The sequence below is a fragment of the Pseudomonas sp. ASL3 genome (assembly GCF_056680425.1).
Genome location: NZ_CM155281.1, coordinates 4,437,904 through 4,460,895 on the forward strand (window position 1 = coordinate 4,437,904; position 22,992 = coordinate 4,460,895).

At 56.7% G+C, this 22,992-nt stretch carries 22 protein-coding genes; 9 read left to right on the forward strand and 13 right to left on the reverse strand.

Annotated features, from left to right (window positions below; all coding sequences use genetic code 11):
- Positions 1-9: 9 nt before the first annotated feature.
- From AC1MEE_RS20535 to AC1MEE_RS20550, 4 genes are all read right to left on the reverse strand, one after another.
- Positions 10-3,543, reverse strand: a complete 3,534-nt coding sequence (locus tag AC1MEE_RS20535) for a dermonecrotic toxin domain-containing protein (protein WP_480411397.1) — start codon at positions 3,541-3,543, stop codon at positions 10-12.
- A gap of 223 nt (positions 3,544-3,766) precedes the next feature.
- The gene (locus tag AC1MEE_RS20540) at positions 3,767-6,325 is read right to left on the reverse strand and encodes a LuxR C-terminal-related transcriptional regulator (protein ID WP_480411398.1); all 2,559 of its coding nucleotides are present in this window, start codon (positions 6,323-6,325) and stop codon (positions 3,767-3,769) included.
- Positions 6,326-6,489: 164 nt separating this feature from the next.
- Entirely contained in the window at positions 6,490-7,860 is a 1,371-nt protein-coding gene (locus AC1MEE_RS20545; protein ID WP_480411399.1) for a DUF1329 domain-containing protein, read from the reverse strand.
- Positions 7,861-7,882: 22 nt separating this feature from the next.
- Positions 7,883-9,676, reverse strand: a complete 1,794-nt coding sequence (locus AC1MEE_RS20550; RefSeq protein ID WP_480411400.1) for a DUF1302 domain-containing protein — start codon at positions 9,674-9,676, stop codon at positions 7,883-7,885.
- A 774-nt stretch (positions 9,677-10,450) separates the two neighbouring features.
- Here AC1MEE_RS20550 and AC1MEE_RS20555 point away from each other — a divergent pair.
- The gene (locus AC1MEE_RS20555; RefSeq protein ID WP_480411401.1) at positions 10,451-10,861 is read left to right on the forward strand and encodes a hypothetical protein; all 411 of its coding nucleotides are present in this window, start codon (positions 10,451-10,453) and stop codon (positions 10,859-10,861) included.
- 73 nt (positions 10,862-10,934) lie between these two features.
- On the opposite strand, the gene AC1MEE_RS20560 is transcribed toward AC1MEE_RS20555, so the two are convergent.
- The 7 genes from AC1MEE_RS20560 to AC1MEE_RS20590 all read right to left on the reverse strand — a co-directional run bounded on the left by AC1MEE_RS20560 (position 10,935) and on the right by AC1MEE_RS20590 (position 16,306).
- Positions 10,935-11,507, reverse strand: coding sequence for a hypothetical protein (locus AC1MEE_RS20560; RefSeq protein ID WP_480411402.1), 573 nt, complete (start codon positions 11,505-11,507; stop codon positions 10,935-10,937).
- Positions 11,508-11,634: 127 nt separating this feature from the next.
- Complete coding sequence (locus tag AC1MEE_RS20565; protein ID WP_480411403.1) at positions 11,635-12,159, reverse strand: hypothetical protein; 525 nt, start codon at positions 12,157-12,159, stop codon at positions 11,635-11,637.
- Between the two features lie 191 nt (positions 12,160-12,350).
- Entirely contained in the window at positions 12,351-13,262 is a 912-nt protein-coding gene (locus AC1MEE_RS20570) for an SDR family oxidoreductase (RefSeq protein WP_480411404.1), read from the reverse strand.
- 176 nt (positions 13,263-13,438) lie between these two features.
- Positions 13,439-14,341, reverse strand: a complete 903-nt coding sequence (locus tag AC1MEE_RS20575) for an alpha/beta fold hydrolase (RefSeq protein WP_480411405.1) — start codon at positions 14,339-14,341, stop codon at positions 13,439-13,441.
- Entirely contained in the window at positions 14,341-15,123 is a 783-nt protein-coding gene (locus AC1MEE_RS20580) for a class II aldolase/adducin family protein (RefSeq protein ID WP_480411406.1), read from the reverse strand. The genes AC1MEE_RS20575 and AC1MEE_RS20580 overlap by 1 nt, the downstream gene beginning before the upstream one ends.
- 107 nt (positions 15,124-15,230) lie before the next feature.
- Positions 15,231-15,917 carry an LrgB family protein gene (locus AC1MEE_RS20585; RefSeq protein WP_480411407.1) on the reverse strand — a complete coding sequence of 229 codons (687 nt, stop codon included), beginning with the start codon at positions 15,915-15,917 and terminating at the stop codon, positions 15,231-15,233.
- Positions 15,914-16,306, reverse strand: coding sequence for a CidA/LrgA family protein (locus tag AC1MEE_RS20590; protein WP_480411408.1), 393 nt, complete (start codon positions 16,304-16,306; stop codon positions 15,914-15,916). The genes AC1MEE_RS20585 and AC1MEE_RS20590 overlap by 4 nt, the downstream gene beginning before the upstream one ends.
- A 111-nt stretch (positions 16,307-16,417) precedes the next feature.
- Between AC1MEE_RS20590 and AC1MEE_RS20595 the strand changes: the two genes are divergently transcribed.
- Positions 16,418-17,338: a LysR family transcriptional regulator gene (locus tag AC1MEE_RS20595; protein ID WP_480411409.1), complete on the forward strand. Its 921-nt coding sequence runs from the start codon at positions 16,418-16,420 to the stop codon at positions 17,336-17,338.
- Here AC1MEE_RS20595 and AC1MEE_RS20600 read toward each other — a convergent pair.
- The gene (locus AC1MEE_RS20600) at positions 17,320-17,775 is read right to left on the reverse strand and encodes a flavodoxin (RefSeq protein WP_480411410.1); all 456 of its coding nucleotides are present in this window, start codon (positions 17,773-17,775) and stop codon (positions 17,320-17,322) included. The genes AC1MEE_RS20595 and AC1MEE_RS20600 overlap by 19 nt on opposite strands.
- A 207-nt stretch (positions 17,776-17,982) precedes the next feature.
- Between AC1MEE_RS20600 and AC1MEE_RS20605 the strand changes: the two genes are divergently transcribed.
- Positions 17,983-18,591, forward strand: coding sequence for a hypothetical protein (locus tag AC1MEE_RS20605; protein WP_480411411.1), 609 nt, complete (start codon positions 17,983-17,985; stop codon positions 18,589-18,591).
- A 57-nt stretch (positions 18,592-18,648) separates the two neighbouring features.
- On the opposite strand, the gene AC1MEE_RS20610 is transcribed toward AC1MEE_RS20605, so the two are convergent.
- On the reverse strand, positions 18,649-19,599 hold the full coding sequence (locus tag AC1MEE_RS20610; RefSeq protein ID WP_480411412.1) for a MerR family transcriptional regulator: 951 nt from the start codon (positions 19,597-19,599) through the stop codon (positions 18,649-18,651).
- 202 nt (positions 19,600-19,801) lie between these two features.
- Between AC1MEE_RS20610 and AC1MEE_RS20615 the strand changes: the two genes are divergently transcribed.
- From AC1MEE_RS20615 to AC1MEE_RS20640, 6 genes are all read left to right on the forward strand, one after another.
- Positions 19,802-20,371: an antibiotic biosynthesis monooxygenase gene (locus AC1MEE_RS20615; protein ID WP_480411413.1), complete on the forward strand. Its 570-nt coding sequence runs from the start codon at positions 19,802-19,804 to the stop codon at positions 20,369-20,371.
- A 176-nt stretch (positions 20,372-20,547) separates the two neighbouring features.
- On the forward strand, positions 20,548-21,258 hold the full coding sequence (gene folM, locus AC1MEE_RS20620; RefSeq protein ID WP_480416286.1) for a dihydromonapterin reductase: 711 nt from the start codon (positions 20,548-20,550) through the stop codon (positions 21,256-21,258).
- 21 nt (positions 21,259-21,279) lie between these two features.
- Positions 21,280-21,840, forward strand: a complete 561-nt coding sequence (gene folE, locus AC1MEE_RS20625) for a GTP cyclohydrolase I FolE (protein WP_480411414.1) — start codon at positions 21,280-21,282, stop codon at positions 21,838-21,840.
- Positions 21,841-21,842: 2 nt separating this feature from the next.
- The gene (gene folX / locus AC1MEE_RS20630) at positions 21,843-22,214 is read left to right on the forward strand and encodes a dihydroneopterin triphosphate 2'-epimerase (RefSeq protein WP_480411415.1); all 372 of its coding nucleotides are present in this window, start codon (positions 21,843-21,845) and stop codon (positions 22,212-22,214) included.
- Between the two features lie 128 nt (positions 22,215-22,342).
- Complete coding sequence (locus AC1MEE_RS20635) at positions 22,343-22,639, forward strand: DUF1244 domain-containing protein (protein WP_480411416.1); 297 nt, start codon at positions 22,343-22,345, stop codon at positions 22,637-22,639.
- The gene (locus AC1MEE_RS20640; protein ID WP_480411417.1) at positions 22,632-22,973 is read left to right on the forward strand and encodes a HopJ type III effector protein; all 342 of its coding nucleotides are present in this window, start codon (positions 22,632-22,634) and stop codon (positions 22,971-22,973) included. The genes AC1MEE_RS20635 and AC1MEE_RS20640 overlap by 8 nt, the downstream gene beginning before the upstream one ends.
- The last annotated feature ends 19 nt before the right edge of the window (positions 22,974-22,992 follow it).

Genomic DNA, 22,992 nt, shown 5'->3' on the forward strand with positions numbered 1-22,992 from the left:
AGGACCTTTTTAAAACGACCTGACCGTATATTTGCCGACTCTTCCTTTGGCGGAAAGTATGGCCTTCCACAACAGGCTGGGCTGGTTTTTGAAACCGTTGCCGACGCCTGATAGCCCGAACCACATGCCAAACATTCCCCAGGCGAAAAAATTGGTTGCGGTGGCCCGATCCCCCGTCGCGTACGCGACAACCCCGCGTGCAAAATCAATCATCGTATGCAGATAACTCCATGCCAGAGCGGCGGGAGGAAATGGAATAAACAAAATAGTGCCTATCCACTTCATTGCGGTATAAATGCGATCCGCAAGCACCTCCATGCCACTGACGGACTGATTGTCAACATCGGTCATCATGCGTTCAAGCATCTCGACATAGAGCGTTTCCAGGTCGGTAATGCGATCCTTCGGTCCAATCTCGGTGCCGACTAACAGGTTGTCGACGATGGGCAGTGGGTCTCGGATATCGGACGTCTGGTTTATGGCGTCGATCATTGCGATCGCATGAGGCTGATCCTGATAGCGAACGCGCCCGTAGTAATACTGAGCCATACCCGGTGACTGCATCGAACGAGCAATGGACTGAGCTTCCCGGAACAAAACCCCATCGGGAGCATTCGGGGTATATATCAGGTCGTACGCGGGGAGCACTCCTTTGAAGTCCTTGAACCTGAAAATACCCTCGACCGGCAGCCTCTTGAAATGCAGCGTACTCATGGAACTACTGCCTATCAGTTCCGGGCTGGGCGCTTCATCCGCCGAGCCCGATTTACTGACGCCCAGAATCAAATGACTCAGCCATCGATATTGATCAGGGTCCAGACGACCGTGCATGAGCTCGATCAGCGCGGCGCGGCGCATCTGAAGTTCCAGGCGCTTGGCATACAGCGTGCGTCGACGCGCGTAGCGACTGTCTTGTGGATTCAGTAAGTTATTTTGCAACAGCGCAATGTAGGTTTCGCCGACCTCATGTTTCAACGCGTCCGTAATAACGTGCGGGGGTAAAATCGACAGATCCTGCCCAACAGACGAATGCAACGCTGCGGCTTCGTGGAAGGCGTTACGACTGGATCGCCCCTGCATGAAAAACCGGGTCAGCGGTTGCAGAGAGGTGTACTCACTGAAGTCCGGAACCGAGTGATTCGCGTCCTTCTCCAGATCGACGTAGACCGTCTCGGGATCTACCGTCTGATGGACCCCCTGCCGTGCCAAATAAAGGGTCAGCAACCGCTTGCCTTCGTCTCGGGCATATTCACGGTACGACTTCAGCGGGGTGACAGAGGCATAGGCCGCCTCGACAGCGGCTATTTGTGCATCCAGTGCTGCGAGTGTTCTGCGATCGCCATAGCTGCCTGCGTTGTCATCGAATGGCGCAGCAGTCGCCACGTCGGCCAGGTAATTCTCAACTTTTTTATCAACCGACTGCCGCCAAAAACCCTCAGTCTTCAGCGTCTGAGGAAGACGGGCGAAGATGACACTCTGTTCCTGCCATTGGGCGGGCTTTTCTTGAATAGACAAAAGAAACGAAGCAGCCTTCTCCCGGAAATCTGCCGGCGTCCGGTCCGCCAGATAGCGCACGCCAGCGGAGGTTTTTAACCATCCCCCTATTGTCCAAGACACCTGGTGCCAACTGTCGAAGCTGAACATGTCACGACCCTTGGGGGCTCCCGGTGCGTAAAGGACATAGCGTTCACCGGTTTCGTTCTTTTCGTGGAACACCACCAGATCGTTCAAAAGAGTACCTGTCACACCCAACATGACCCCGCCAATCGTCAGTTGAGCGCCTACTTTGGGTGTGCCTTCACGCAACAGTGTGATCAGTTCAAGATCGTCCTCGGTAATGGTGCTCTGGAGTTTTGCAGCCAAAGCGCTCAGCGCGAGGGTACTGTCGCCAAGATGAACCATTGCCTTATGGGTCTTCGGATCACGGTATCGCGCTCGCAACGCCTGCGCGTACCGGTGGCGTACGTCCAGTTCGGCAAACATGGTTTCGACAAATTCAACGTTCCATGCCGGGTGACAGCTGTCTTCCGGGATCTCCAGCTCAGGTGCAAGCAAGCCGACACGCGCGGGCAACCCGTCTATTGCGAACGCTAATAACGACTTTCTGAGCGGGGCATGAAAATCGCCCATCCGTAGCTGAGATTTATCCGAGAACGTAATGAACAGCTGTGCGGGATCGACCGAATAACCCAGGTGCTGACGGACATACTCATCGATTTCACTCTCGGCATAAGTCTCCAGAGACTCCAGCCCGGCCAGTAATTGGCTGAGCGCCTGTTCACGACGCAAGCACTCGGCCTGGAGTGCCAGATACGACGTTTTCTCCGCTTCGGGTGCGTATTTCAACCAATGCGGCATCGCCTTTTGCTGTTCATGGTTTGAGAACGTCATGAATTGGTGCTGTAGCGCCGCATCGAACGACTTCAGGTACTGGATATCGCTGACTTTTTGCAGAAAAATCGAAACATCCTCTTTGTTCTGTCGAGCGCGAGTCAGCGTGAACTCGAAATCCTGTATCTGCTTATGCCGCAAGTTGAGCGTGCGGGAATGTAAAAGGCGCCTATCAAGGGCCGAATATCCGGGGCGCAGGCCAGACAGGGCGGCATCGTTTTCGACCAGCAGGGCTCGGTCGCGGTACAACAAATCTTGCAGCAGAGGTTCTCGTTCCTCGACGTTGGCCAGACGCTCTATCAATGCCCCTTCCAGTAGCGTCAAGGAATCGAATTTCTCGAAGCCGCGGGCAGGCGTCAGGAGAAAGACAGTCCCGCTACTGTTTTCCGAACGCAGCGGATCAACAGTCTGTGGCATTTGAGTGATCACGAATGCCGAGGTCAGTGGCACTGACAGGCCGCTGGGTAACCCGAGTGAGAGTGTGTAAATGCCAGAGAGGGACACTTCATGAATAACGTTGCTTAACCGGTCTTCCTCCTCAGCAGTGTAAACACCTTCGGCCAGCTTGAGCTCTACCTCGTGGTACAGCGCCATCGATTGCAAAGCGCTCACCACGCTGTGGTAAGTGTTGGTCACACCGTGTGGAGCCCCTGGCAAGCCTAAAAATTTTTGCGGGTTTTTCGCCCAAAATTCATCGAGGAGGTCTTTATAAGCCGAAGGCAAACTCAAGACTAATTCGCCAAACACTCGCCAGGCCTCCGCCAAGGGGAGGTTCAGCACACGGTGTGCCTCGTGAACCGAATCATGATGGGCATAAATGCCCACTGGGCCATCATCGAGGCTTGAAACACCATGGATCAATGCCTGCAACAACGCATCGGTCAGCGATAACGAGCGAGATATCGAGCCGTCCATGGCTCGGGTATTGATGAAGAAGATGTCGGGATTGGGCGTTGCGACAACGCCTTTCAAACGCTGGCTCAAATGAGTACGTGCGACGTCGCGCAACGAGGGTGCCTTGCTGATTTGCGCCATGCACAGCGCGAACAGTTCGCCGATAGAGGCCCGATGCCGGGAAGCGTCAGTCGATTTGGAATCGGTAACATCAGTGTTCGAAGGGGATAAAAAGGATACGGGGGAAATATCAATCATGCGGTGGCTCCAAGGGTGAACGTCCACGCCCATGGGGCATCCGGCCCAATGAGTACTCACGCGGACAGTTCGAAAGAGCGTGTAGCTAATGCCCCTCGGTGCACTGCATTACGGTAAATATTGCTTTGTTTCATACCGGCGGCCGACGGCTAACGCAGGGCATGCCAGGGATATGAAGTAGGAAAATGCCCTTCAATCGTTGTCGTTGACCCTCTCCCGAAATTCACGCCATCAACCCCAACGCCTTGGCTTTGGCCACCGCCTGAGTACGGCGTTCGACCCCGAGCTTGCTGTGGATACGCCGGGCATGGGTTTTCACGGTGTGCAGGGAAATGAACAACTGCTCGGCGATTTGCAAATTGGAACTGCCTTGGGCGATCAGCTTGAGCACTTCGAGTTCACGATGGCTGAGCGGATTGTCGGCGGCGGCGATCAGTTCATCCTCTACCCCCAGATCGCGCAACAACGTCGGCTGACGCAGCCTCAATTCGCGTAACGGCTGCTGCAGATTGAAACGACCGATCAAGATCAGCCCCTCCGACAGACAGGCATGCGCGGTCAGCATGTCGGCTTGCAAATACGCCACTTCAGCCATGGCCAGGTACAGCTCGGTTTCCAGACTGTGCATGCCGTGTTGATTGGCGTGCTGTTGCAGGGTTTGCAGGCGTAGCAAAGGCTGCTCGGCCTGGTGCAGATAGACCTCGGCCAGCACCAGCAGGTATTCGATATGCGGGATCAACTCCAGCGTGCACGGCGGCGCATGTTTCGCCGGATCGCTACGAAGACGGCGCAGCACTCGGACCAGGGCCTCCTGGACCAGACCCGCACGGCCTTGCTGCAACCAGAAGTGGCTGCTGAATTGCAGCAGCACACCCCGCCAGACATATTCCGGTATATGGTTTTGTTGCATCAAGCGTTCGGCATCGCGCAACCAGACAAATGCCCGTGCGTAGTCACCCTGGTTGGCGTCCAGCGTCGCCAACCCCAAAAAACCGAACAGCGCCAGTTTGTCCTTGCTGCGCAAACATTGCTCAAGACCGCTTCGAAAGTGTTGTCGCGCTTGCTGATCAAGGCCCTGGCGCAGCGCCAGACGGCCACGACGCAAGGCAATTCGGCCCAGCAGCAGGCCCGCCGGAGAGTGCTGGGACACCAGCAAATCATGTATTTTCTGCAACGTGCTTTCGCTGCGCTGCAAGGCTCCGCGCTGTTCCAGTAGCTGCGCGTGATCGAGTTCGAGCACGGCTTCGAACAGCAGCGATCCCTCGGCCCGCGCCAGGCATAACGCCGTGCGATTGTGCGCCAGAGCCTGATCGAACTGGCCATTGAGCAGCGCCTGTTGCGTCAGCCCGGACAGGCAAAACACACGGCCTTGCCAAGCACTTTGCGAAAGATCCCAACAGGCGTCCTGAAAATGCCCGACAGCAATTTCCGCGTTGCCCCACAGGTGGTGCAGCCAACCTTGTAGTGTCTGCCACAGCGCGATCAAGTCACGCTGTTGCGCGGCTGAAGGTTGTGGTGAGAAATGCCGCAGATTTTCCAGGCAAGCGGCAGCCTGATCGAAACGGCCGGCGTATATCAACGCCGTACTGGTCAGCCTGATCAGGTGCGGTGTACCCCGCATCAAGTCTGCGAAGCGCTCATGCAGGTCCAGCAGCAACGCCACGTTCTGGCCCTGCAACAGGTGTGATAAATCGAAATTCTGCAACAGACTGACGGCGATTTCATATTGCTCGGCCTGCACGGCGTGTTCGACTGCCAATTGCCAATCACCCTCGGCGCTGAACCACTGACAGGCGCGACGATGCCAGGAGCGCCTTGTGGGCCAGTCTTCATTGCGCAGGCATTGAGCCAGCAGCGGAAATACCTGCAACCAGTCGCTGTCATGCTCCCAAGGCTCGATAAAGCTGCCCATGTCCTGCAACGCTTTGAGCCATTGCCCGCCCTCGCCTGCGCCGAACAGGTGCTCGCACAGGCCTGGATTGAAGCGCGGCAAATGCGCCAGCACGCGCCAGGCCTCGGCCAGCTCAGGTTCAAGCCCGGCAAACAGTTCATGCTCAAGGTAGTCGACCAACGTCGTCGAACGGTGTTGCCGGTTGAGGTGCTGTACGTTGAGGACGTCAGGAGCGCCCCATTCGCCGGGGTTAAGTAATGCGACACGCACGCCAACGCACCAACCGGCACTTTGCGCAAAGATCGCAGCGCCTGCTTCAGCTGGCCAGACGACGGACTCGTTGGCCAATAGTTGCTCGATTTCCGCCAGATTGAACGCCAGCGCCGAACCTTCGCGTTCGAGCAGTTCGCCACTGAGTAGCAGCCGCGGCCAGTTACACAGCGGGCGTCTGCGCCCACCTATCCACCAGGTCACTGCCGGACTGCTGATTGCCATAAAGCGATCAAGGCAATGATCCAGCTCAGGCGCGGGGACTCGGCAATAGTCGTCCAGCACGATCCAGCACGACGTTTGCCATTGCGCCAATTGATTCAAGACGCTGGCCTCGTCAGCCTGTTCGAGGCCCAAAGCGGTGGCCAACAACGCGCAGAAGCCGACCGGGGTTTGCTTCTCTCCAGCCAGCGGCAGCCAGGTGATGCGGCAATCCTGCGGCGCCTGGCGCAGACACTCGCCGAGCAATGCGCTCTTGCCACTGCCCGCGGGCGCGCACAACAGCTTTACCCGGGCGCTGGAGGTCAGTAAAGGCACGGTCAAACGGCTGCGCATCAGGTGTTGAGGAGACAATCGCGGCCAGTAGTCCGAGCGACCCAAATGAACGGGAAAGGCAGTCATGGGAGTGTCCCTTTTTATTGTTCTCACCTGCGTGCTCACACTAAGCCGTTCATCACCTCTGGATGTAGGAGTATTCAGCGCAGTGATCATCTCCCATAAAAAAAGCCACTCACATCGGCTGTGAGCGGCTTTTCAGGTTGTGCTGAAGCGGGTGTCGCAAACGCTTAGCGGATGCCTGCGTTACGCAGGGCATTTGGAGTGAAGTCAGCCACATGGAACGTTTGACCGAACTGGTAGCTGTGTTTCTCTTCGTTCTTCATGCCCAATGCGATGTAACGACCGGCGTTCAAGTCGTACAGCGCTTCAAGGGTGTAAAACGGCACTTGATGATCGTAGTAGAACTCAGCGTGACCTTCGGCCACACGCCAGAGCGCGCCGCGACCGTCGTAGTGGTCAACCAGGGCGATCTGCCAGCTGTCCTCGTCGATGTACATGTGGCGTTTGGCGTAGATATGCCGTTCGGTAGGTTTGAGCGTACCGACCACTTCCCAGACCCGGTGCAGCTCATAACGGGTCAAATCCTGGTTGATATGCCCGGCCTTGATGACATCGCTGTACTTGAGGCTTGGCGAATCGAGTTTGTAGCTGTTGTACGGGATGTACATTTCTTTCTTGCCGATCAACTTCCAGTCATAGCGATCCGGGGCGCCGGAGAACATATCGAAGTTATCCGAGGTGCGCAGACCGTCCGACGCAGTACCCGGGCCGTCATACGCGACTTGCGGCGCACGGCGCACACGGCGCTGACCGGCGTTGTAGATCCAGGCCTGACGAGGCTCTTTCACCTGATCAAGGGTTTCGTGCACCAGCAGCACGTTACCGGCCAGACGTGCAGGTTTGGTCACTTCCTGCTTGAAGAACGTCAGGATGTTGGAGCCTTTTTCCTTGTCCAGGTCCGGAATGTCCTCGGGGGCGCCGGCATCCTCTTCGAAGGTGACCGGGTCAAACGCGCCGTTGGTTTGAGGGGTGACCTGGGTGATGGTCCGATGCAGGTTGCCGCCGTGGTAACGGGTGATGTGGTTCCACAGTACTTCGACACCGCTTTTCGGGATCGGGAAAGCGAAGTAACGGCTATCGACAAAATTATTGGACAGGCCGTTGCCATCGTTGATGGTGGTAACGGCGGTGGCGCCTCTCTTCACCGCGTCATAGACCTTTTGCGGCATGGCGACGGTGCGGTGAGTCGGATAGACCGGAATCCGGTAGGTCGTGGGGTAACGCTGGAGCATCGCCTGCTGCCCATCGGACAACTTGTCCTTGTACTGGGCGACGTTGGTGGCGGTAATGATGAACAGTGGCTTCTCGTTGGCAAACGGGTCGGCCAGAAAGCCCTTGCTGTCGACCGCGCCGGCATTGGTCGGAAGACCGCCGGTGTAAGCCGGGATCGAACCGTCGGCATTACCGGCCATTTCCGCACCCAGCGGGGTCAGGCTTTTGCCCAGTTTGGCGGCTTCGTCCGCCGACACTGCGGCCATTACGTTGGCCGCCAGCAGGCTCAACGCCAGGACGCCACATTGCAGGATCATCTTGCGCATAGTCATGTCCTTTTCAAGCCGATCAGAAGTTCACGCCGACGCTCAACGAAACGAAGTCGCGATCGGTCAGAGTGTTGTAATTACCACCGAAGAAATCGGTGTAACTGAGGCTGGCGGTGTAGGTGTTGCGGTAGTCGGCATCGACCCCGATGCTGGCCGCTTTGGCGCCTTGGTTGAACAAGCCGTTGGGGCCGTAACCGTGCACGTCATGGGACCAGGACAGGTTGGGCTTGAGGTTGATCCCCGCGATAACGTTGGCGTAATCGAGAATCGCCCGAGCGCGATACCCCCACGACATCGACGTCACAAAACCGCCGGTGTCGCCATTGAAGCCGTAGGCTCCGTAGACCGAGTCACGGCCATAACGCAGCTGGCTGGTCGGCTCCAGACCACCGACATGGACGACCGCCGCTTCACCGACCACGGTCAGCCGCTCGGCACCCAGCACCTGATCGAAGAAGTGAGTCAAGGTCGACTGCACTTGGGTGATTTCCTTGCGCCTGTAACCGGTGTTGTCCGCGCCAGGGCTTGAAGCTATCGGTGACGCTCTGCCGCCGGCAATCGGGTTGAGCATCGCCAGGGTCAAGTCAGTGGTGTTGAGTTGTAGCGGCGCATTCGGCCGATAGCTGATTTCGCCGTTCCAGGCCGTACCTTCTGGCAGGGTGGTGGCGAAGCTGGCGCCGAACAACCGAACGTTTTCCGGGTATTCGAGGAAGTACTGGCCGTTACCGAGCATGGTGCTCTGCGCAAGGCCCGCACCGCTGCCAGGTGCAACGGCGTTGGCCGCACCGACAATGCTCGGAATGGCACCCAAGGTTGCCAGACCGGCCGTCTTGGTACTCAGGACTGGCACACGACTATGCAGGTTCTCGAAATACAGGCCGTACTCGGTGTCGTCGCCCAACCAGCGTAACGCGATACCGAATTGCCCGGCGTTTTTTGGATCATGGGGACTGCCGCGGGGGACGACTACGCCTTCAGACGTGACCTGGAAGCCCTGGCCAAACGCAGCCGCAATCGGCTGCAACGGCTTGATTGCCGGACTGCCCACGGTGTAATTATTGTTGCAACCTTCGGCGACCACGTCGTTGCCGAAGAAGGTGCCGCAGTTGTCGACGACTGTCTCCTGCCATTGCAACTGGTAGAAACCCTCGACGCTAAGCTTGTCGGTCAGCCCTTGGGAACCGAAGAGCATGTTGACCGGAATCAGGCCTTCCTTGATCTCGGCGCCTGGGCGGCGGAACGCTGATACGTCGATGGGGTTGATCGAGTTGATCGAGTTACCGATAAAGGTACTTTCACCCCAACTGACCACCTGCTTACCTGCGCGCACAGTGCCAGGCAGGTCGGCGATGGTGTAGTTGTGATAGACGAAAGCGTCGAGCAGCTGATAACCCGCAGATTTGGCGGCTTCTTTGCGCCCGCTATCGCTGACGTTCTTGAAGTCTTGAGTTTCGTTTTCAAGCGCGAAGTCATACCAATATTTGCCCCGCAGGAACAGGCCACTGTCGCCGTACTTCAGTTGCAGGTCATGGACGCCTTTGAAGATCTCCGAGAAGGCGTCGCCTTTCTTGAAGTTCAAACGGTTGTCATCGCCTGTGGAGGCTTGCCCTTTGCCGCCGTTCACTATGCCGACCAGACTCGGGTCTGCGTTACGCATGCCCCAGCTCGCGCCGAGCGACAGCGAGGAATCGAATTGCCCTTCGATTTCGCCGATATTGAATGAAACGGCGTGCGCCTGAGCCGTGCAGCCCAGCGCCACAGCGATAGCCAGCGCCTGTGGCTTGAAGATGGCGCGCATTATTGTTGTTGTCATGCGTCTTCCCCCCGTTGATTGCAGAAGAAGCCACCCTACTCACCGCCATCAGGAGCGATAAGCGCACCAAGGAGGTATTCACCCTGTACCTCGAAGGAGTGAATCCCCCATCTGGCACGGCTCTGCACGCCATCATCGACGGCGTGGATGACCGATGATGAGGAAAATGGATTGAACCTTTGATCCCCTTACCGGACACCGACCAGACCGCAGCGGGTCAGATCGACTGAAAACAGCAGCTATTGCCGGAGATGTAACAGTCAATGTCGCAAACCGCTATGTTTCATTTGTCATAAACGCTTTATTCTTGGCATGCTTTCACAGCAGCCGGCCAGAATCATTAAAAACGCCGTTATTTGTTTACGTGATCAGCCCACTCATTGCACATCGGTAGCGGCTTGGATATCCAGGCCTCTGCGGAGTTATACGCCCCTGGTTTACCGACGTTGATTTTGAAGCTCCTCGATCAAACGTCTCACTTGGCCGCTGTTATACAGCGGCCTTTTTTATGCCTGCGATTTAACAGGCATGGCTTTGGGCCATCGTTCCTCCACACTGCTTTAATCCGACAATACCCCTACAGCACAAAAAGAAAATTCACACAGCATATTTACCAATAAATTACATACAGAAGATTCCCACATCACTATTGGCACAAACCTACATGGAGGTGTGATTAACCTCAGATTGCCAAGTCGGAATTCAAGATCGCTTGAACGGGCTTGGCACAGGGCAATTGCCCGAACAATCTGAATAGATCGAAGGAGATTCACCATGAACAAGAAAATATGCACTCTGGTGCTGGCTTTGGGGTTGTCGCAGTTTGCTGGAGCGGCGGTGGCAGAGCCTGCGCAGAATGTGTGGACGCCGTTGAATAAGATGTGTTTTCTGCATAACGGTACCATTTATCCCAGCGTGGCAGGTCCGGGCGAATACAAAACGGTATATGGGCCGTATACGGGCAAGTGCGCTACCTCGTACCACAAGTTTCAGGTGCGCAATGCCTTAGGTCTCATGGCGCCGGTGGTTGTGGAAAGATTGGACGGTGGAACATGGACCCAAATCAGGAAAAACGTATCCGACCCCACCGAGCAATTTGGTGCTGGGACGTTCCGGATTATGCTGGATAATCGGGGCAATCAAACGCCTGTCCACTACAAGGGGACATTCTCGGTTCCGCTCTGACATCCTTCTAAAATGAAGGGACCTGAGCCGTATGGCTGTCCGCATCGGCTCAGGTTTTAATCGTCGATTAAAATTAAACCTTAGTATCAACCAATGAGGTTGTACGCAACGATTGCGCACGTTCCTGCAAGGCCAACACGACCGAAATGGCGGTATATAAACTTGTCTGTGCGTCTTTTACAATAACGCGCCCCGCAGATATTTCATTTTTATAGTAATCAAGATGCCTATCGAAATAGGCGAAAAGATTCGTCTTTTTTCCTATATTGATTTCATTCCCCAAGCTATTAAATTCGAGATCAACCCCGTGTAGCCAACCACAGGTGCTTTTGTCCAAGATACCTAGTTCTGCAAGCATCGTCGTTATTTTCCCCATTTCCCTATTACTGGTATTCTCGGGATCGAAATTGGTCAAGTCGAACTCAAACCCCTCCAACTTCACTTCATTAGAAATACTTTTATCGGCCCAATACTGTCTCATTTTTTGCTCGACATTCGCTTCCTGCACAGGCAGACCTACGGACGTTCTGAATTGCCTGTCCGGCACATAGGAGTAACTACTGATTCGGTCTCGTATAACATCAAAATTTTCCCACATACAAACCTCCACAATCGACGTCGTTGTTCCCGTCGTATCGGAAGCCATTTAAAAATCTTTATGGGATATCAACTCAAAACCTGGTCAATGATAGATATAGAGAACAATCCTACATACGCACCACTAATCACCCTACAAAAAATCTCACTCTGCTTGGGATAGGCATTCTCTCCGATCAAACCTTGGTATCGACTAACAACGCACTCTGCGACGCCTTTGCACGCTCCTGCAAAGCTAATACTACCGAAATGGCGGTATACAAACTCGTCTGCGCATCTTTCAGAATAACCTTCCCAGCAGATATTTCGCGTTTATAGTATTCAAGGTGCCTATCGAAATAGGCGAAAAGATTCGTCTTTTTCCCGATATTAATTTCATTACCCAAACTATTAAACTCGAGATCAACTCCATGTAACCAACCGCAGGTACTTCCATCCAAAATACCTAGATCCTGAAGTAAAATCGTTATTCTCCTCATTTCCTTGTTACTGGTGTTCTCGGGATCGAACTTGGATAAATCAAGATCAAACCCTTTCAGCTTCACTTCATCGGGAATACTTTTATCGGCCCAATACTGCCTCATTTTCTGTTCGACATTCGCTTCCTGCACAGGCAGACCTCTGGAGGTTCTGAACTGCTTATCTGGCACGCACAAGTAGCTGCTGATTCGATCCTGCACAAGATCAAAATTTCCCCACATACAAACCTCCACAATCGACGTCGTTGTTCCTGTCGTATCGGAAGGCATCAAGAAAGCTTTATACGATATGGACTCAGAACAGAGTCAAAGGGAGATTTAGAGATCACTCCTACAAACACAATAATAATCGTCCTACAAAAACAACTCAGCCGATCAAGTGATCGGCCGAGTTAACCATTAAACGCTTATGCTTACTTTGTATATTGCTGCAAATTCTCCATCATCTCTTTCAACGCCTCGATCGTGTCTTTTGGATGTGCAGCGCCTTCGAAGTCACAAATCTTCTGCCAGCTGGCGGCGACATCTTCAGGGCTAAAGCCGGCGCGTGGGTCAAAGCCCGCACCGAGGCTGCGTTCCCAGCGGGTTTTGCCGATCCAACCACCGCCGACTTCGAACAGGCCTGACGTTTCCTGGCACTGTTCGCTGCCGAGGAACACCACCAGCGGGCTGATCAGTTCAGGTTTGAGCAGTTCGAACACATCGGCCGGAATCAAGCCCTCGGTCATGCGCGTACCGCCAGTAGGGGCGATGGCGTTGACCAGGATGTTGTTCTTGCGCCCTTCCAGCGCCAGGGTGCGGGTCAGGCCATAAAGGCCCAGTTTGGCCATGCCGTAGTTGGATTGACCAAAGTTGCCGTAGATGCCAGACGTCGACGCGGTGAAGATCACGCGTCCATAGTTCTGCTCACGCATGTGCGGCCAGGCGGCGTGGGTGACTTTGTAAGCGCCTTCCACGTGCACGCGATACACCAGATCCCAGTCGGCATCTTCCATTTTGGCGAAAGTTTTGTCGCGCAGGATCCCGGCGTTGTTGACCACGACGTCGATACGGCCGAATGCATCCAGTGCGTTTTGCACGATCTTGTCGCCATCGGTGACCGAGTCATGGTTGGCAACCGCTGTACCGCCCGCCTCGCGAATCTCGGCGACCACACGATCCGCCGCCGATGCGTTGGCGCCTTCACCATGAGCCGAGCCGCCCAGATCGTTGACCACTACCCGAGCGCCATGTTTGGCGAACAGCAGCGCATGGGCGCGGCCCAGACCACCGCCGGCACCGGTAACGATCACGACCTTATCTTCAAAACGCACAGGCTCACTCATGGACAGCTCCAGCAAAGGTGGACGATGGGTTCCAGTGTCGATCACTCGACCTGCAGTCACAATCAACACGTTCAGTGCTGAATAGTGCGCAATAAGGCAGCGGGATAGGAAACGGCCTACCCATTGTTTGATGGGAGCAGGACCGCCTGAAAATGGTTCGATACGGTGGCTGCCGTTCAGGAGCAGGCCATCTCGCGGCTCTGAGCACCTAATGCAGCGCGAAATGCCATGTAATGCCGCAGGACCAACGCAGGCGCCTCGGTTTGCGGGTAATGACCGATACCTTGCAACAGCACTGTGTCAGCACCGGGGATCAACTCCCGATAGCGCTCGACCATGTGTACACCGGAGATCGGGTCCACCGCGCCGTCAATCATGCGCATAGGCACATCGCCGCGCTGCATGGCGGCCACCCAGCGATCACGTTGCACGATGCGCTCAGGAATGTAATTGACCAAGCGGTGAATAATCCGTGGTCCCTGGTTGGTTTCAATCAGGTTCCAGAAGTCATCCAGCTCACTCTCACTGGGTCGGCTATCAGGGCCAAAAATCTGCATGAAACTCTTGACCAGACCTTCCCGGCTGAACATCCGGCCCACCAGCCAACCCATCGGGCTGAGCAGCAACGTCTGGATCAACACCTGACGATGAGCCTCCGGGAACAGCCCGCCATTGAGGAATACGCAACTGGCCATGGCGAATCTGCCCTCGCAATGCCGGGCCAGTAACTCCTGAGCGACGCTGTCACCGTAGTCATGGGCCAACACATGCACCGGCGGCTCGACTTGCAGATGCTTGAGCAACGCCTGCTGCAGGTCCGCCTGTTCGAGCAGGCTGTAATCATGATCCTGCGGCTTGGACGAATCGCCAAAACCCAGCATGTCGCAGGCGATCACCCGGTAATGCTGGGTCAAGGGTTGCCACAGGTAATGCCAATCCCAACTGGCTGTGGGGAAGCCATGAATCAACAGCAATGGCTCGCCCTGCCCCGCTACCCAGTAGCGAATGGTCTGGCCGCGGAACAAAAAATCTTGCCCGCGGGTGCGCCAGACACATAGAGGGATCTCTGCCAGTCGCATTATTCTTTGTAACTCGGGTCTTGTTTATCGAGTTTGCGCAGCAGCGCCGGCCAGGCCAACGCCCCGCCCATGCCCTGCGCACTTTTGGTGACCCCGGCGATCATCGCTTTGGCGCCGGCCAGGATCTCCCCGCCGATAGGGATCAATTCGGCGCCACCGTTTTGCGCCAGCACCTGGATTTCACAGGCACGCTGGAAGGTGAACATCATCAGGAAGGTGTCGGCAATGCTGCTGGAGCAGGTCAACAGCCCATGATTGTTGAGCATCAAGAAGTTGTTTTCACCCAGATCGGCTTGCAGGCGGGCTTTCTCTTCGTGATTGAGGGCAACGCCTTCATAGGCGTGATAAGCCAGGCTCGACAGGATGAAAATCGACTGCTGACTGATCGGCAGAATTCCCTGCTTCTGCGCAGAAACCGCAACCCCCGCCGCCGTATGGGTGTGCAGCACACAGGCCACATCATGGCGAACTTCGTGAACCGCGCTGTGGATGGTGTAGCCGGCCGGGTTGATCTCGTACGGGCTGTCCATCAGTTTGTTACCCGCCTGATCGACCTTGACCAGGCTGGACGCAGTGATTTCGTGAAACATCAGGCCGAAGGGGTTGATCAGAAAATCTTCAGTACCCGGCACCTTGGCCGAAATGTGGGTAAAAATCAGGTCGTCCCAACCGTGCATCGCAACCAGCCGATAACAGGCCGCCAGATCGACCCGGGCCTGCCATTCGGCGGCACTGACTTGATCCTTCACATTACGAGCGGACGAAACTTGGGCAACATTCACGGTGTTTACCTCGGCATTTTTATTATGTTGATGTGCCGATTAGTCTAGTCAGACCTGAGTCTCCCGTAGTTGCATTGGCAGCCAGCTTACTGGCCGAGCGAGTCATATCAGAGCAAAGCCGACAATAGCGGCGCAGCGAACAGATTGAGCAGCCCGGTCAGGACCATGACCAACCCGGCCACCGAGCCTTCCTCGCCGCCGACTTCATGCGCCCGACTGACGCCCGCACCATGCGCGCCCACGCCAAACAAGGCGCCACGCGCCAGCGCGCTGCGCAATGGCAGCCACTTGAGCAGCACCCCGCCCAACAAGGCGCCAAAAATCCCGGTGAACATCACGAACACCGCCGTCAGTTCCGGCACGCCGCCCAGGTCATGGGCCAACGGCATAGCGAACGGCGTGGTGATCGAACGCGGCACCAACGACATCGTCACCGAGGTATCCAGCGCCAGCGCTTTGGCCAGCCAGAACGAACTGCCAATGGACGCAGCGCTACCGGCGAACATGCCCATCAACAACGCAGACCAATGACGCATCAACAGTTGGCGCTGCTGCCAGATCGGTACGGCAAAGGCGACAGTGACCGGGCCCAGGACCCGCATCAACCAGTGGGTATTACTCGAGTATTCGGCGTAGGCGGTGTGCAAAGGCACGGCGACCGCGAACAACATGGCTGGCGCGAGAATCAGCGGCGACAACAGATAACGACCCGTGCGCCGATAGATCCAGCGACTGAACGCGTAGGCTGACAACGTCAGGACCAGCCAGAACATCGGCATCGGTTCAAGCGTCATGGCGCACCCTCCAGGCGCATCTTCCAGCGGCATACCGCCTCGACGGTAACGGCAGTGACCAGCATCACCATCAAGGTGCTGACACCGATCACCAGCATGATCCGCCAGCCCTCATCACGCATCAGCGCGCCGTAATCGAGCAAGCTCATCAACGCGGGGATAAAGAACAACAACATCTCGGCCAGCAACAGGCCCGCGCCCAATTGCAACGCCGCCGGCTTCACCCAGCCAAAGGCGAACGCCAGCAACAGCAAGGCAAGGCCGATCACACCGCCGGGAATGGGCCAGTGCCAGCAGATCGCCAATTGGCAGCCGAACAGATAAAGCGCGAGCAAAACACCCAGCTCGGATAAAAGGCGACCTAGATGCTGCAAGGTGGAGCGTTTCATATTCTTTCAATCCTCTCTGGCGTGCATTTTAAGTAGCCCGCTATCATCCCAAAAGCGAATTGTTAGACTTGAAGCCATTCCATATTGGAATTCACTAAGGACGGGTTGACCATGGAATTCAAACAACTGCGCAGCTTTATAGAGGTCATGCGTCAGGGCGGTTTCACTCAGGCAGCGAAGACCCTGCATATCAGTCAGTCTGCCGTGAGCAAACAAGTGGCACAGCTGGAACAGAGCCTCGGCGTGCCATTGCTCGACAGGCTGGGCTCGCAGATCCGCCTGACCGCAGCCGGTGACGTGGTGCTGCAACGCGCTGAAGAGATGCTGCTGTTACGCAATGAGTTGCTCAGCGAGCTGGATGATTTGAGCCAACTCGCTCGGGGTGAGCTGAGGCTGGGCTTGCCGCTGCTGGGAAGCGACGCACTGTTCGCCCGGCCGTTTGCCGAGTATCGGCGGCGCTACCCGAACATCGCCATTCAGTTGCTCGAAGGCGGCAGCCTCAGCATCGAGCAGGCGGTATTGAATGGTGAACTGGAACTGGGCGGCAGCCTGACACCGAATAATCCAGACTTCGCTTACCAACCGTTTTGCAACGAACCGTTGGATGCGTTGTTAGCGGCCGATCATCCATTGGCCAGCGCCGGGCAGATCCAACTGGCGCAATTGGTCGATACGCCGTTCCTGCTCTATCAACGCAGCTTTATGCTCAACGACCGCTTGCTGCAAGCCTGCCAACAAGCGGGTTTCACCCCAAAGGAAGGGGGTCGCAGCGGGCAGGCCGACTTCCTCGCGGCGCTGGTGGCCGCCGGCCAGGGCGTGGTGCTGTTGCCCAGCATCGTGGCACGCGGGCTGGTGCGGCCGGGCGTGGTGCGGTTGACGTTGATCGCACCGGCTGACCTGCGCTGGGACATCGCTTTTATCTGGCGCCAGGGGGCGTACCTGTCAAAAGCGGCGCAGGCTTGGCTGGCGCTGCTGCGCGAGCAGCCCGCTCAAGCGTTGCGTGAGCAGCCGAATCAGGCATCAAGCTGCTGAATAAAATCCGCCAGCCACGGTTCCGCATCGGACTCGGGCGTGACGGTCTCGCTGGCATCCAGACGCAGCATGGGCTGCACCTCACGAACGCCCAGCTCGGCAAACAATTCACGCACTTGCTCGCCGCCGCCGCAGAAGGTATCGCCATAACTGGCGTCGCCCAGGCCGATCACCGCGCCGGGCAAGCCGCGCCAGGCTGCTGGCAACACATCGCGGATCTGCGAATAGAGAGGCTGGAAGTTATCAGGCAATTCGCCCAGCCCCGTGGTCGAGGTCACCACCAGAAACGCTTCGGGCGCGAAGGCTTGCAGCTCAGCAAGGGTGAAGCGAGGGTTGTGCCGGACTTCGTGGCCAGCGTCGCGAAGGATTTTCTCCGCGTGCCGGGCGACTTCTTCGGCTGAACCATAGACTGACCCGGAAAGAATGGCGACTCTCATAAATAGATCCTGTAGCACAGTAAAAACGTCGGGCATTATGCCTCAAGCGGCTACGATGCCTCAGAATACCTGCCTGGTAAACGTGTCGGAAGCCGAGCTGGCGCTGGCACGGGTTGAAATAGAACTGTTAAAAAATGACAAGCGGTGCTAACAATCGACTGAATTAGTTGTCTGCATCTTCAATAACCGGATATTTCGAGCTATATCATGCAGCGCGATACCCTACTCACTCAGGATGAGCTGGATTTCATTCAGAACATGCAGCACAACCCAAAGCTGAACGTGGGTGATGCGTCGCGCAACCTGCTGGTCAACGGTGGCGCGCAGATTCAGGAGTTGCTGACTCGCCTGGCTGCTCATGAGCAGGTGACGATTCAGGCGCAGTTCGAAAACCAGCAAATGACCTTTCCACTGCATCTGGTGGAAGACGAATTCCACGCCCTGCACCTACGGCTGGGCGCACCGAGTATTTTTGAAGAAACAGGCCCCATGGTTCGCCCATGGCGTCTGAACCTGCCAGAGCCGCTGCCGCTGGAAACCGAAAAAGGTTCACTGAGCGCACTGTGGGTACACGAAATCTCGTTCAAGGGCATCTTGCTGGAAAACCGCAAGGCGACCAAACCGCCAAAACACTTCGCACTGTGGTTTTCCCCCATCGGTCATGCCCCCATCGCGTTGCGCGGCACTTTCGAGCGGCTCACCGAGCAGGGCCTGGCAGCGTACCGCCTGAGTCAGCGAAGCAAGGAGGACACTGAGCGCCTGCGTCAGTACATCCTGCAACAACATCAACTGGTTCACCCCGCGCCGCACGACTGAGCGACACAGGCCAAAGCAACGCTTTAGCGGAGAAAGCGAACTGAGCGTGCTGACGTATTACGTGTCCAGATGCCCCGCCAGAAACTGTTGCAAACGCTGCTGCATCAAACGTCCATCACTTCCCAGACAGGCTATAGGCGAACCGTCCAGGCTGTCTTGCGCCAGATCCGCCGCCTCCCCCGCCAGCAACACGGGACAATCCAACGCCAGCACCAGCCGTTGCAGACGTCGAGACAGATCAGCCGCCGGCGGATGGTTTGAATACAGCACCAGGGCCTGAGGCTGGATTTTTTCGCACACCAGGCTCAATTCTTCCAGCGGCTGACCGAGTGCCAGGACACTGATCGACGTATCGGTCGTGCCCAACATCAATCCCGCCACCCATAACTCCAGCTCGCGGCATTGTCCCGGAATGGCCGCCAGCACGACCCGCGACTCTGTCGTGCTACGTAGCATCTGCAAGCGTTGCAGGGTCCGTGCACGCAGAAAACTGTCGAGAAACAGCCATTCGCTGGCCTGACCGAACCGATCCTGATGCAACAGCAACTCCTGCCATAACGGCATGAGAATATCCTGGAACACCACGGTCAGCGGGTAACTGGAAAATATCTGGCCGTATAACTGCTCCAGACGTCGCTCATCGAAAACATTGGTCGCGCGGCGCAACTGTGCTTGCCATTCGCTCCACTCGCTCAGCGAGCCGTCTTCTTGAATAACACTGGACACGTGTTTGGCGACGCTGGCCTTGGCGAGAATCTTGCCCACTTTACTGACCGCCACACCGCGCTCGATCCAGCCCAGAATGCTGCGGACCTCGTCGATATCGGCCTGGGAATACAGACGATGGCCGCTGTCGGTGCGGGTTGGCTGGATCAGCCCGTAACGCCGCTCCCATGCGCGCAGTGTGACCGGATTGATCCCGGTAATGCGCGACACTTCACGAATGGGGAACAGCTCTTCTTGTTTGAGGCCGCTGCCAAGAGCGGGGCCAATAACAGGTTCAGTCATGACAGGCATCGCTCGAAAACAATGGCGGTATTGTACGCCCAAGGCAGCCGTTCACGAACAGGGCGGCGCAACGACGCCCTCTGGCTTATTTCCGGAGTTCGGGAATAATCCTTGCACGCCTTTTGAACGCAGGCCAACACCCCGGCGCTGCGTTATGTGAACTCCCTACCCGGGAAGCTCACCCGTCTTACGGAGATACATAATGTCTACCTCACCCGTCACCCTGATGGTTGCGCGCCGCGTCGCCCATGGCCGCTACCACGAACTGATTGCCTGGCTGCGTGAAGGTGAACAACTGGCCACTGACTTTCCCGGCTATCTGGGCTCCGGTGTTCTGGCACCGCCGCCTGACGACGATGAATTCCAGATCATTTTTCGCTTCGCTGACGAACGCACACTGCACGCCTGGGAGCATTCCGCCTCGCGAAGCACCTGGCTGGTGCGCGGCAGCGGCCTGTTTGCACAACCTTCGGAGCATCGGGTCAGCGGCATTGATGGCTGGTTCGGCGCCGCCGGGCAGCGTCCGCCGCGCTGGAAACAGGCTGTAGCCATCTGGCTGGCGTTCTTTCCGGTCTCGCTGCTGTTCAACTTCCTGCTGGGTCCGCTGCTCAGCGAATTGAATCTACTGACCCGAGTGCTGGTCAGCACGCTGGCGCTGACCCCGCTGATGGTTTTCCTGTTCATTCCGCTGTCCACCCACCTGCTCGCATCCTGGTTGCACAGCACACCCCGAGCACCGACCTGCACATCAGAGTCGGCACCCAGCCGCTAGTCAGCCGCCAGGTTAAATGCCCTGGGCCGCGCGGGTTGTTCGGCCCCAGGTTGTTACGAAAGGTTCATTGGTATAACTTTGCAACACACAATAGCCAGTTGATGGCTTCGCTGGACCAAGCCGCGGCCCGCTTTTCAAGGCCCGCTTGAGCCTTCACGGTGATGCGCGAGTTCCCAATGGTCTTTGCTTCTGCACCTATCCTGATCACTGGCGCCAGCCAGCGAATCGGGCTGCATTGTGCAAAGCGCCTGTTGGCAGACGGTCAGCCGGTTATCGTCAGTTATCGTAACGAACGCCCCGGTGTGCAGGAGTTGCGTGATCTGGGCGCAGTGGCGATCCAGGCCGATTTATCTTCTGAAACGAGCATTCTGGCGTTCATCGACGAACTCAAAACCCATACCGACAGCCTGCGTGCCATTGTCCACAACGCCTCGCAATGGCTGGCCGAAACACCCGGCGACGAAACCGCGGCCTTTAGCCGAATGTTCAATGTGCACATGTTGGCGCCGTACCTGATCAATTTGCATTGCGCCGAGATGTTGCAACGCTCGACCCCGGCCGACATTATTCATATCAGCGATGATGTCACCCGCAAAGGCAGCAGCAAGCATATTGCCTATTGCGCCAGCAAAGCCGGGCTGGAGAGCCTGACCTTGTCATTCGCGGCCAAGTTCGCGCCCCGGATCAAGGTCAACGGCATCGCCCCGGCGCTGTTGATGTTTCAACCCGACGACGACGCGGCGTACCGCGCCAAGACCCTGGCAAAATCCGCCATGGGCATCGAGCCTGGTCCCGAAGTGATCTATCAGAGCCTGCGCTATCTGCTGGACAACCCCTACGTTACCGGCACAACCTTGACCGTAAACGGTGGTCGGCACATTAAGTAAGCCGCCCCGTGAGGAACTTTGATGACCTTTTCCCTGCCACAGCATTACCGTGAGATCCTCGTTGGTGTGGGTGAAGACCCTGATCGCGAAGGTCTACTGGATACGCCAAAACGTGCCGCCAAGGCGATGCAATACCTGTGTCATGGCTACGCGCAGAGCGTTGAAGAGATCGTCAACGGCGCGCTGTTCGCCTCCGATAACGATGAGATGGTGATCGTCAAGGACATCGAGTTGTACTCGCTGTGCGAGCACCATTTACTGCCTTTTATTGGCAAGGCACATGTGGCTTACATTCCGACCGGGAAAGTCCTTGGCTTGTCAAAAATTGCCCGCATCGTCGACATGTTCGCCCGACGCCTGCAGATTCAGGAAAACCTCACCCGGCAGATCGCCGACACCATTAAAGAAGTGACCAGCGCCGCCGGCGTTGCCGTGGTGATCGAAGCTCAACACATGTGCATGATGATGCGCGGCGTCGAGAAACAGAACTCGATCATGATGACCTCAGTGATGCTCGGCGCATTCAGGGACTCAAGCACGACCCGTCAGGAGTTCCTGCAATTGATCGGACGGAGCAAGTAGCCATGTCAAGACTGGAACCAGGAATGGCCCGTATTCGAGTCAAAGACCTGTGTCTGCGCACCTTTATCGGCATCAATGAGGACGAAATCCTTAACAAGCAGGACGTGCTGATTAACCTGACGATTCTGTACGCTGCCCAGGATGCGGTGCGTGATAACGACATCGACCATGCGCTCAATTACCGCACCATTACCAAGGCCATCATCCAGCATGTTGAAGGCAATCGTTTTGCGTTGCTCGAACGGCTGACCCAGGAAGTGCTCGATCTGGTCATGAGCCACGATGCCGTGCTGTATGCCGAAGTCGAAGTCGACAAACCCCACGCCCTGCGGTTTGCTGAATCGGTATCGATTACCTTGGCGGGTCAGCGCTGACCGCTACCTCTTTCGCAGGCAAGCCTGCGAAGAGAGCGACGCGCTGCGTCAGACACGCCACAAGCATTGCCGCCAATAGCTTGCCCCTCTTATCATCCACACCATTCATTGCCTGCTAGAGCCCCATCATGACCGAGCAAGAACGCCTCGAACTCGAAGCCGCCGCCTTCCGCCGACTGGTCGCGCACCTGGATAGCCGCAAGGACGTCCAGAATATCGACCTGATGAACCTCGCCGGCTTCTGCCGCAACTGCCTGTCCAAGTGGTACAAGGCCGCCGCCGACGAAAAGCAGATCGACGTCAGCCTCGACCAGGCCCGCGAAGTGGTTTACGGCATGCCGTACAACGAGTGGAAAAACCAATACCAGCAAGAAGCCAACGCCGAGCAGCAAGCCGCGTTCGCCAAGGAAAAAAAGCATGACTGATCTGAACACCCTTCGCACCAGCCTGCGCAGCGGCCAGCACGCCTTCGCCGACACCCTGGGGTTCATCGCGGCGAGCTACGACTACCAGCCGCAAGCGTTCAGCAACGGCGCTGTGGAGAACGCCGCCGGGCAGAACGAAGGCTCCTGCAAGACGCTGGGCCTGGCCCTGCTGGAAGGGCTGAGCGATGAAGAAACCCTGCTCGCGTTCGGCGAACACTATCGCTCGGTGCAGGCCACTCCTGATGGCAACGATCACGGCAATATCCGCGCGCTGATCGCCCATGGGCTGGCGGGTGTGAAATTCACCGCCGAGCCGCTGAAACGCAAGGCGTGACGTTTCTGATGGTATGAAA

Bases quoted from the DNA above. Each gene is read 5' to 3' on its own strand.
- AC1MEE_RS20545 (WP_480411399.1), bottom strand. From the start codon at position 7,860: ATGCGCAAGATGATCCTGCAATGTGGCGTCCTGGCGTTGAGCCTGCTG.
- AC1MEE_RS20590 (WP_480411408.1), bottom strand. From the start codon at position 16,306: ATGAAACGCTCCACCTTGCAGCATCTAGGTCGCCTTTTATCCGAGCTG.
- AC1MEE_RS20555 (WP_480411401.1), top strand. From the start codon at position 10,451: ATGAACAAGAAAATATGCACTCTGGTGCTGGCTTTGGGGTTGTCGCAG.
- AC1MEE_RS20615 (WP_480411413.1), top strand. From the start codon at position 19,802: ATGTCTACCTCACCCGTCACCCTGATGGTTGCGCGCCGCGTCGCCCAT.
- AC1MEE_RS20605 (WP_480411411.1), top strand. From the start codon at position 17,983: ATGCAGCGCGATACCCTACTCACTCAGGATGAGCTGGATTTCATTCAG.
- AC1MEE_RS20585 (WP_480411407.1), bottom strand. From the start codon at position 15,917: ATGACGCTTGAACCGATGCCGATGTTCTGGCTGGTCCTGACGTTGTCA.
- AC1MEE_RS20610 (WP_480411412.1), bottom strand. From the start codon at position 19,599: ATGACTGAACCTGTTATTGGCCCCGCTCTTGGCAGCGGCCTCAAACAA.
- AC1MEE_RS20635 (WP_480411416.1), top strand. From the start codon at position 22,343: ATGACCGAGCAAGAACGCCTCGAACTCGAAGCCGCCGCCTTCCGCCGA.
- folE (WP_480411414.1), top strand. From the start codon at position 21,280: ATGACCTTTTCCCTGCCACAGCATTACCGTGAGATCCTCGTTGGTGTG.
- AC1MEE_RS20535 (WP_480411397.1), bottom strand. From the start codon at position 3,543: ATGATTGATATTTCCCCCGTATCCTTTTTATCCCCTTCGAACACTGAT.
- AC1MEE_RS20570 (WP_480411404.1), bottom strand. From the start codon at position 13,262: ATGAGTGAGCCTGTGCGTTTTGAAGATAAGGTCGTGATCGTTACCGGT.
- AC1MEE_RS20550 (WP_480411400.1), bottom strand. From the start codon at position 9,676: ATGACAACAACAATAATGCGCGCCATCTTCAAGCCACAGGCGCTGGCT.
- AC1MEE_RS20575 (WP_480411405.1), bottom strand. From the start codon at position 14,341: ATGCGACTGGCAGAGATCCCTCTATGTGTCTGGCGCACCCGCGGGCAA.
- AC1MEE_RS20560 (WP_480411402.1), bottom strand. From the start codon at position 11,507: ATGGCTTCCGATACGACGGGAACAACGACGTCGATTGTGGAGGTTTGT.
- folX (WP_480411415.1), top strand. From the start codon at position 21,843: ATGTCAAGACTGGAACCAGGAATGGCCCGTATTCGAGTCAAAGACCTG.
- folM (WP_480416286.1), top strand. From the start codon at position 20,548: ATGGTCTTTGCTTCTGCACCTATCCTGATCACTGGCGCCAGCCAGCGA.
- AC1MEE_RS20540 (WP_480411398.1), bottom strand. From the start codon at position 6,325: ATGACTGCCTTTCCCGTTCATTTGGGTCGCTCGGACTACTGGCCGCGA.
- AC1MEE_RS20600 (WP_480411410.1), bottom strand. From the start codon at position 17,775: ATGAGAGTCGCCATTCTTTCCGGGTCAGTCTATGGTTCAGCCGAAGAA.
- AC1MEE_RS20640 (WP_480411417.1), top strand. From the start codon at position 22,632: ATGACTGATCTGAACACCCTTCGCACCAGCCTGCGCAGCGGCCAGCAC.
- AC1MEE_RS20595 (WP_480411409.1), top strand. From the start codon at position 16,418: ATGGAATTCAAACAACTGCGCAGCTTTATAGAGGTCATGCGTCAGGGC.
- AC1MEE_RS20565 (WP_480411403.1), bottom strand. From the start codon at position 12,159: ATGTGGGGAAATTTTGATCTTGTGCAGGATCGAATCAGCAGCTACTTG.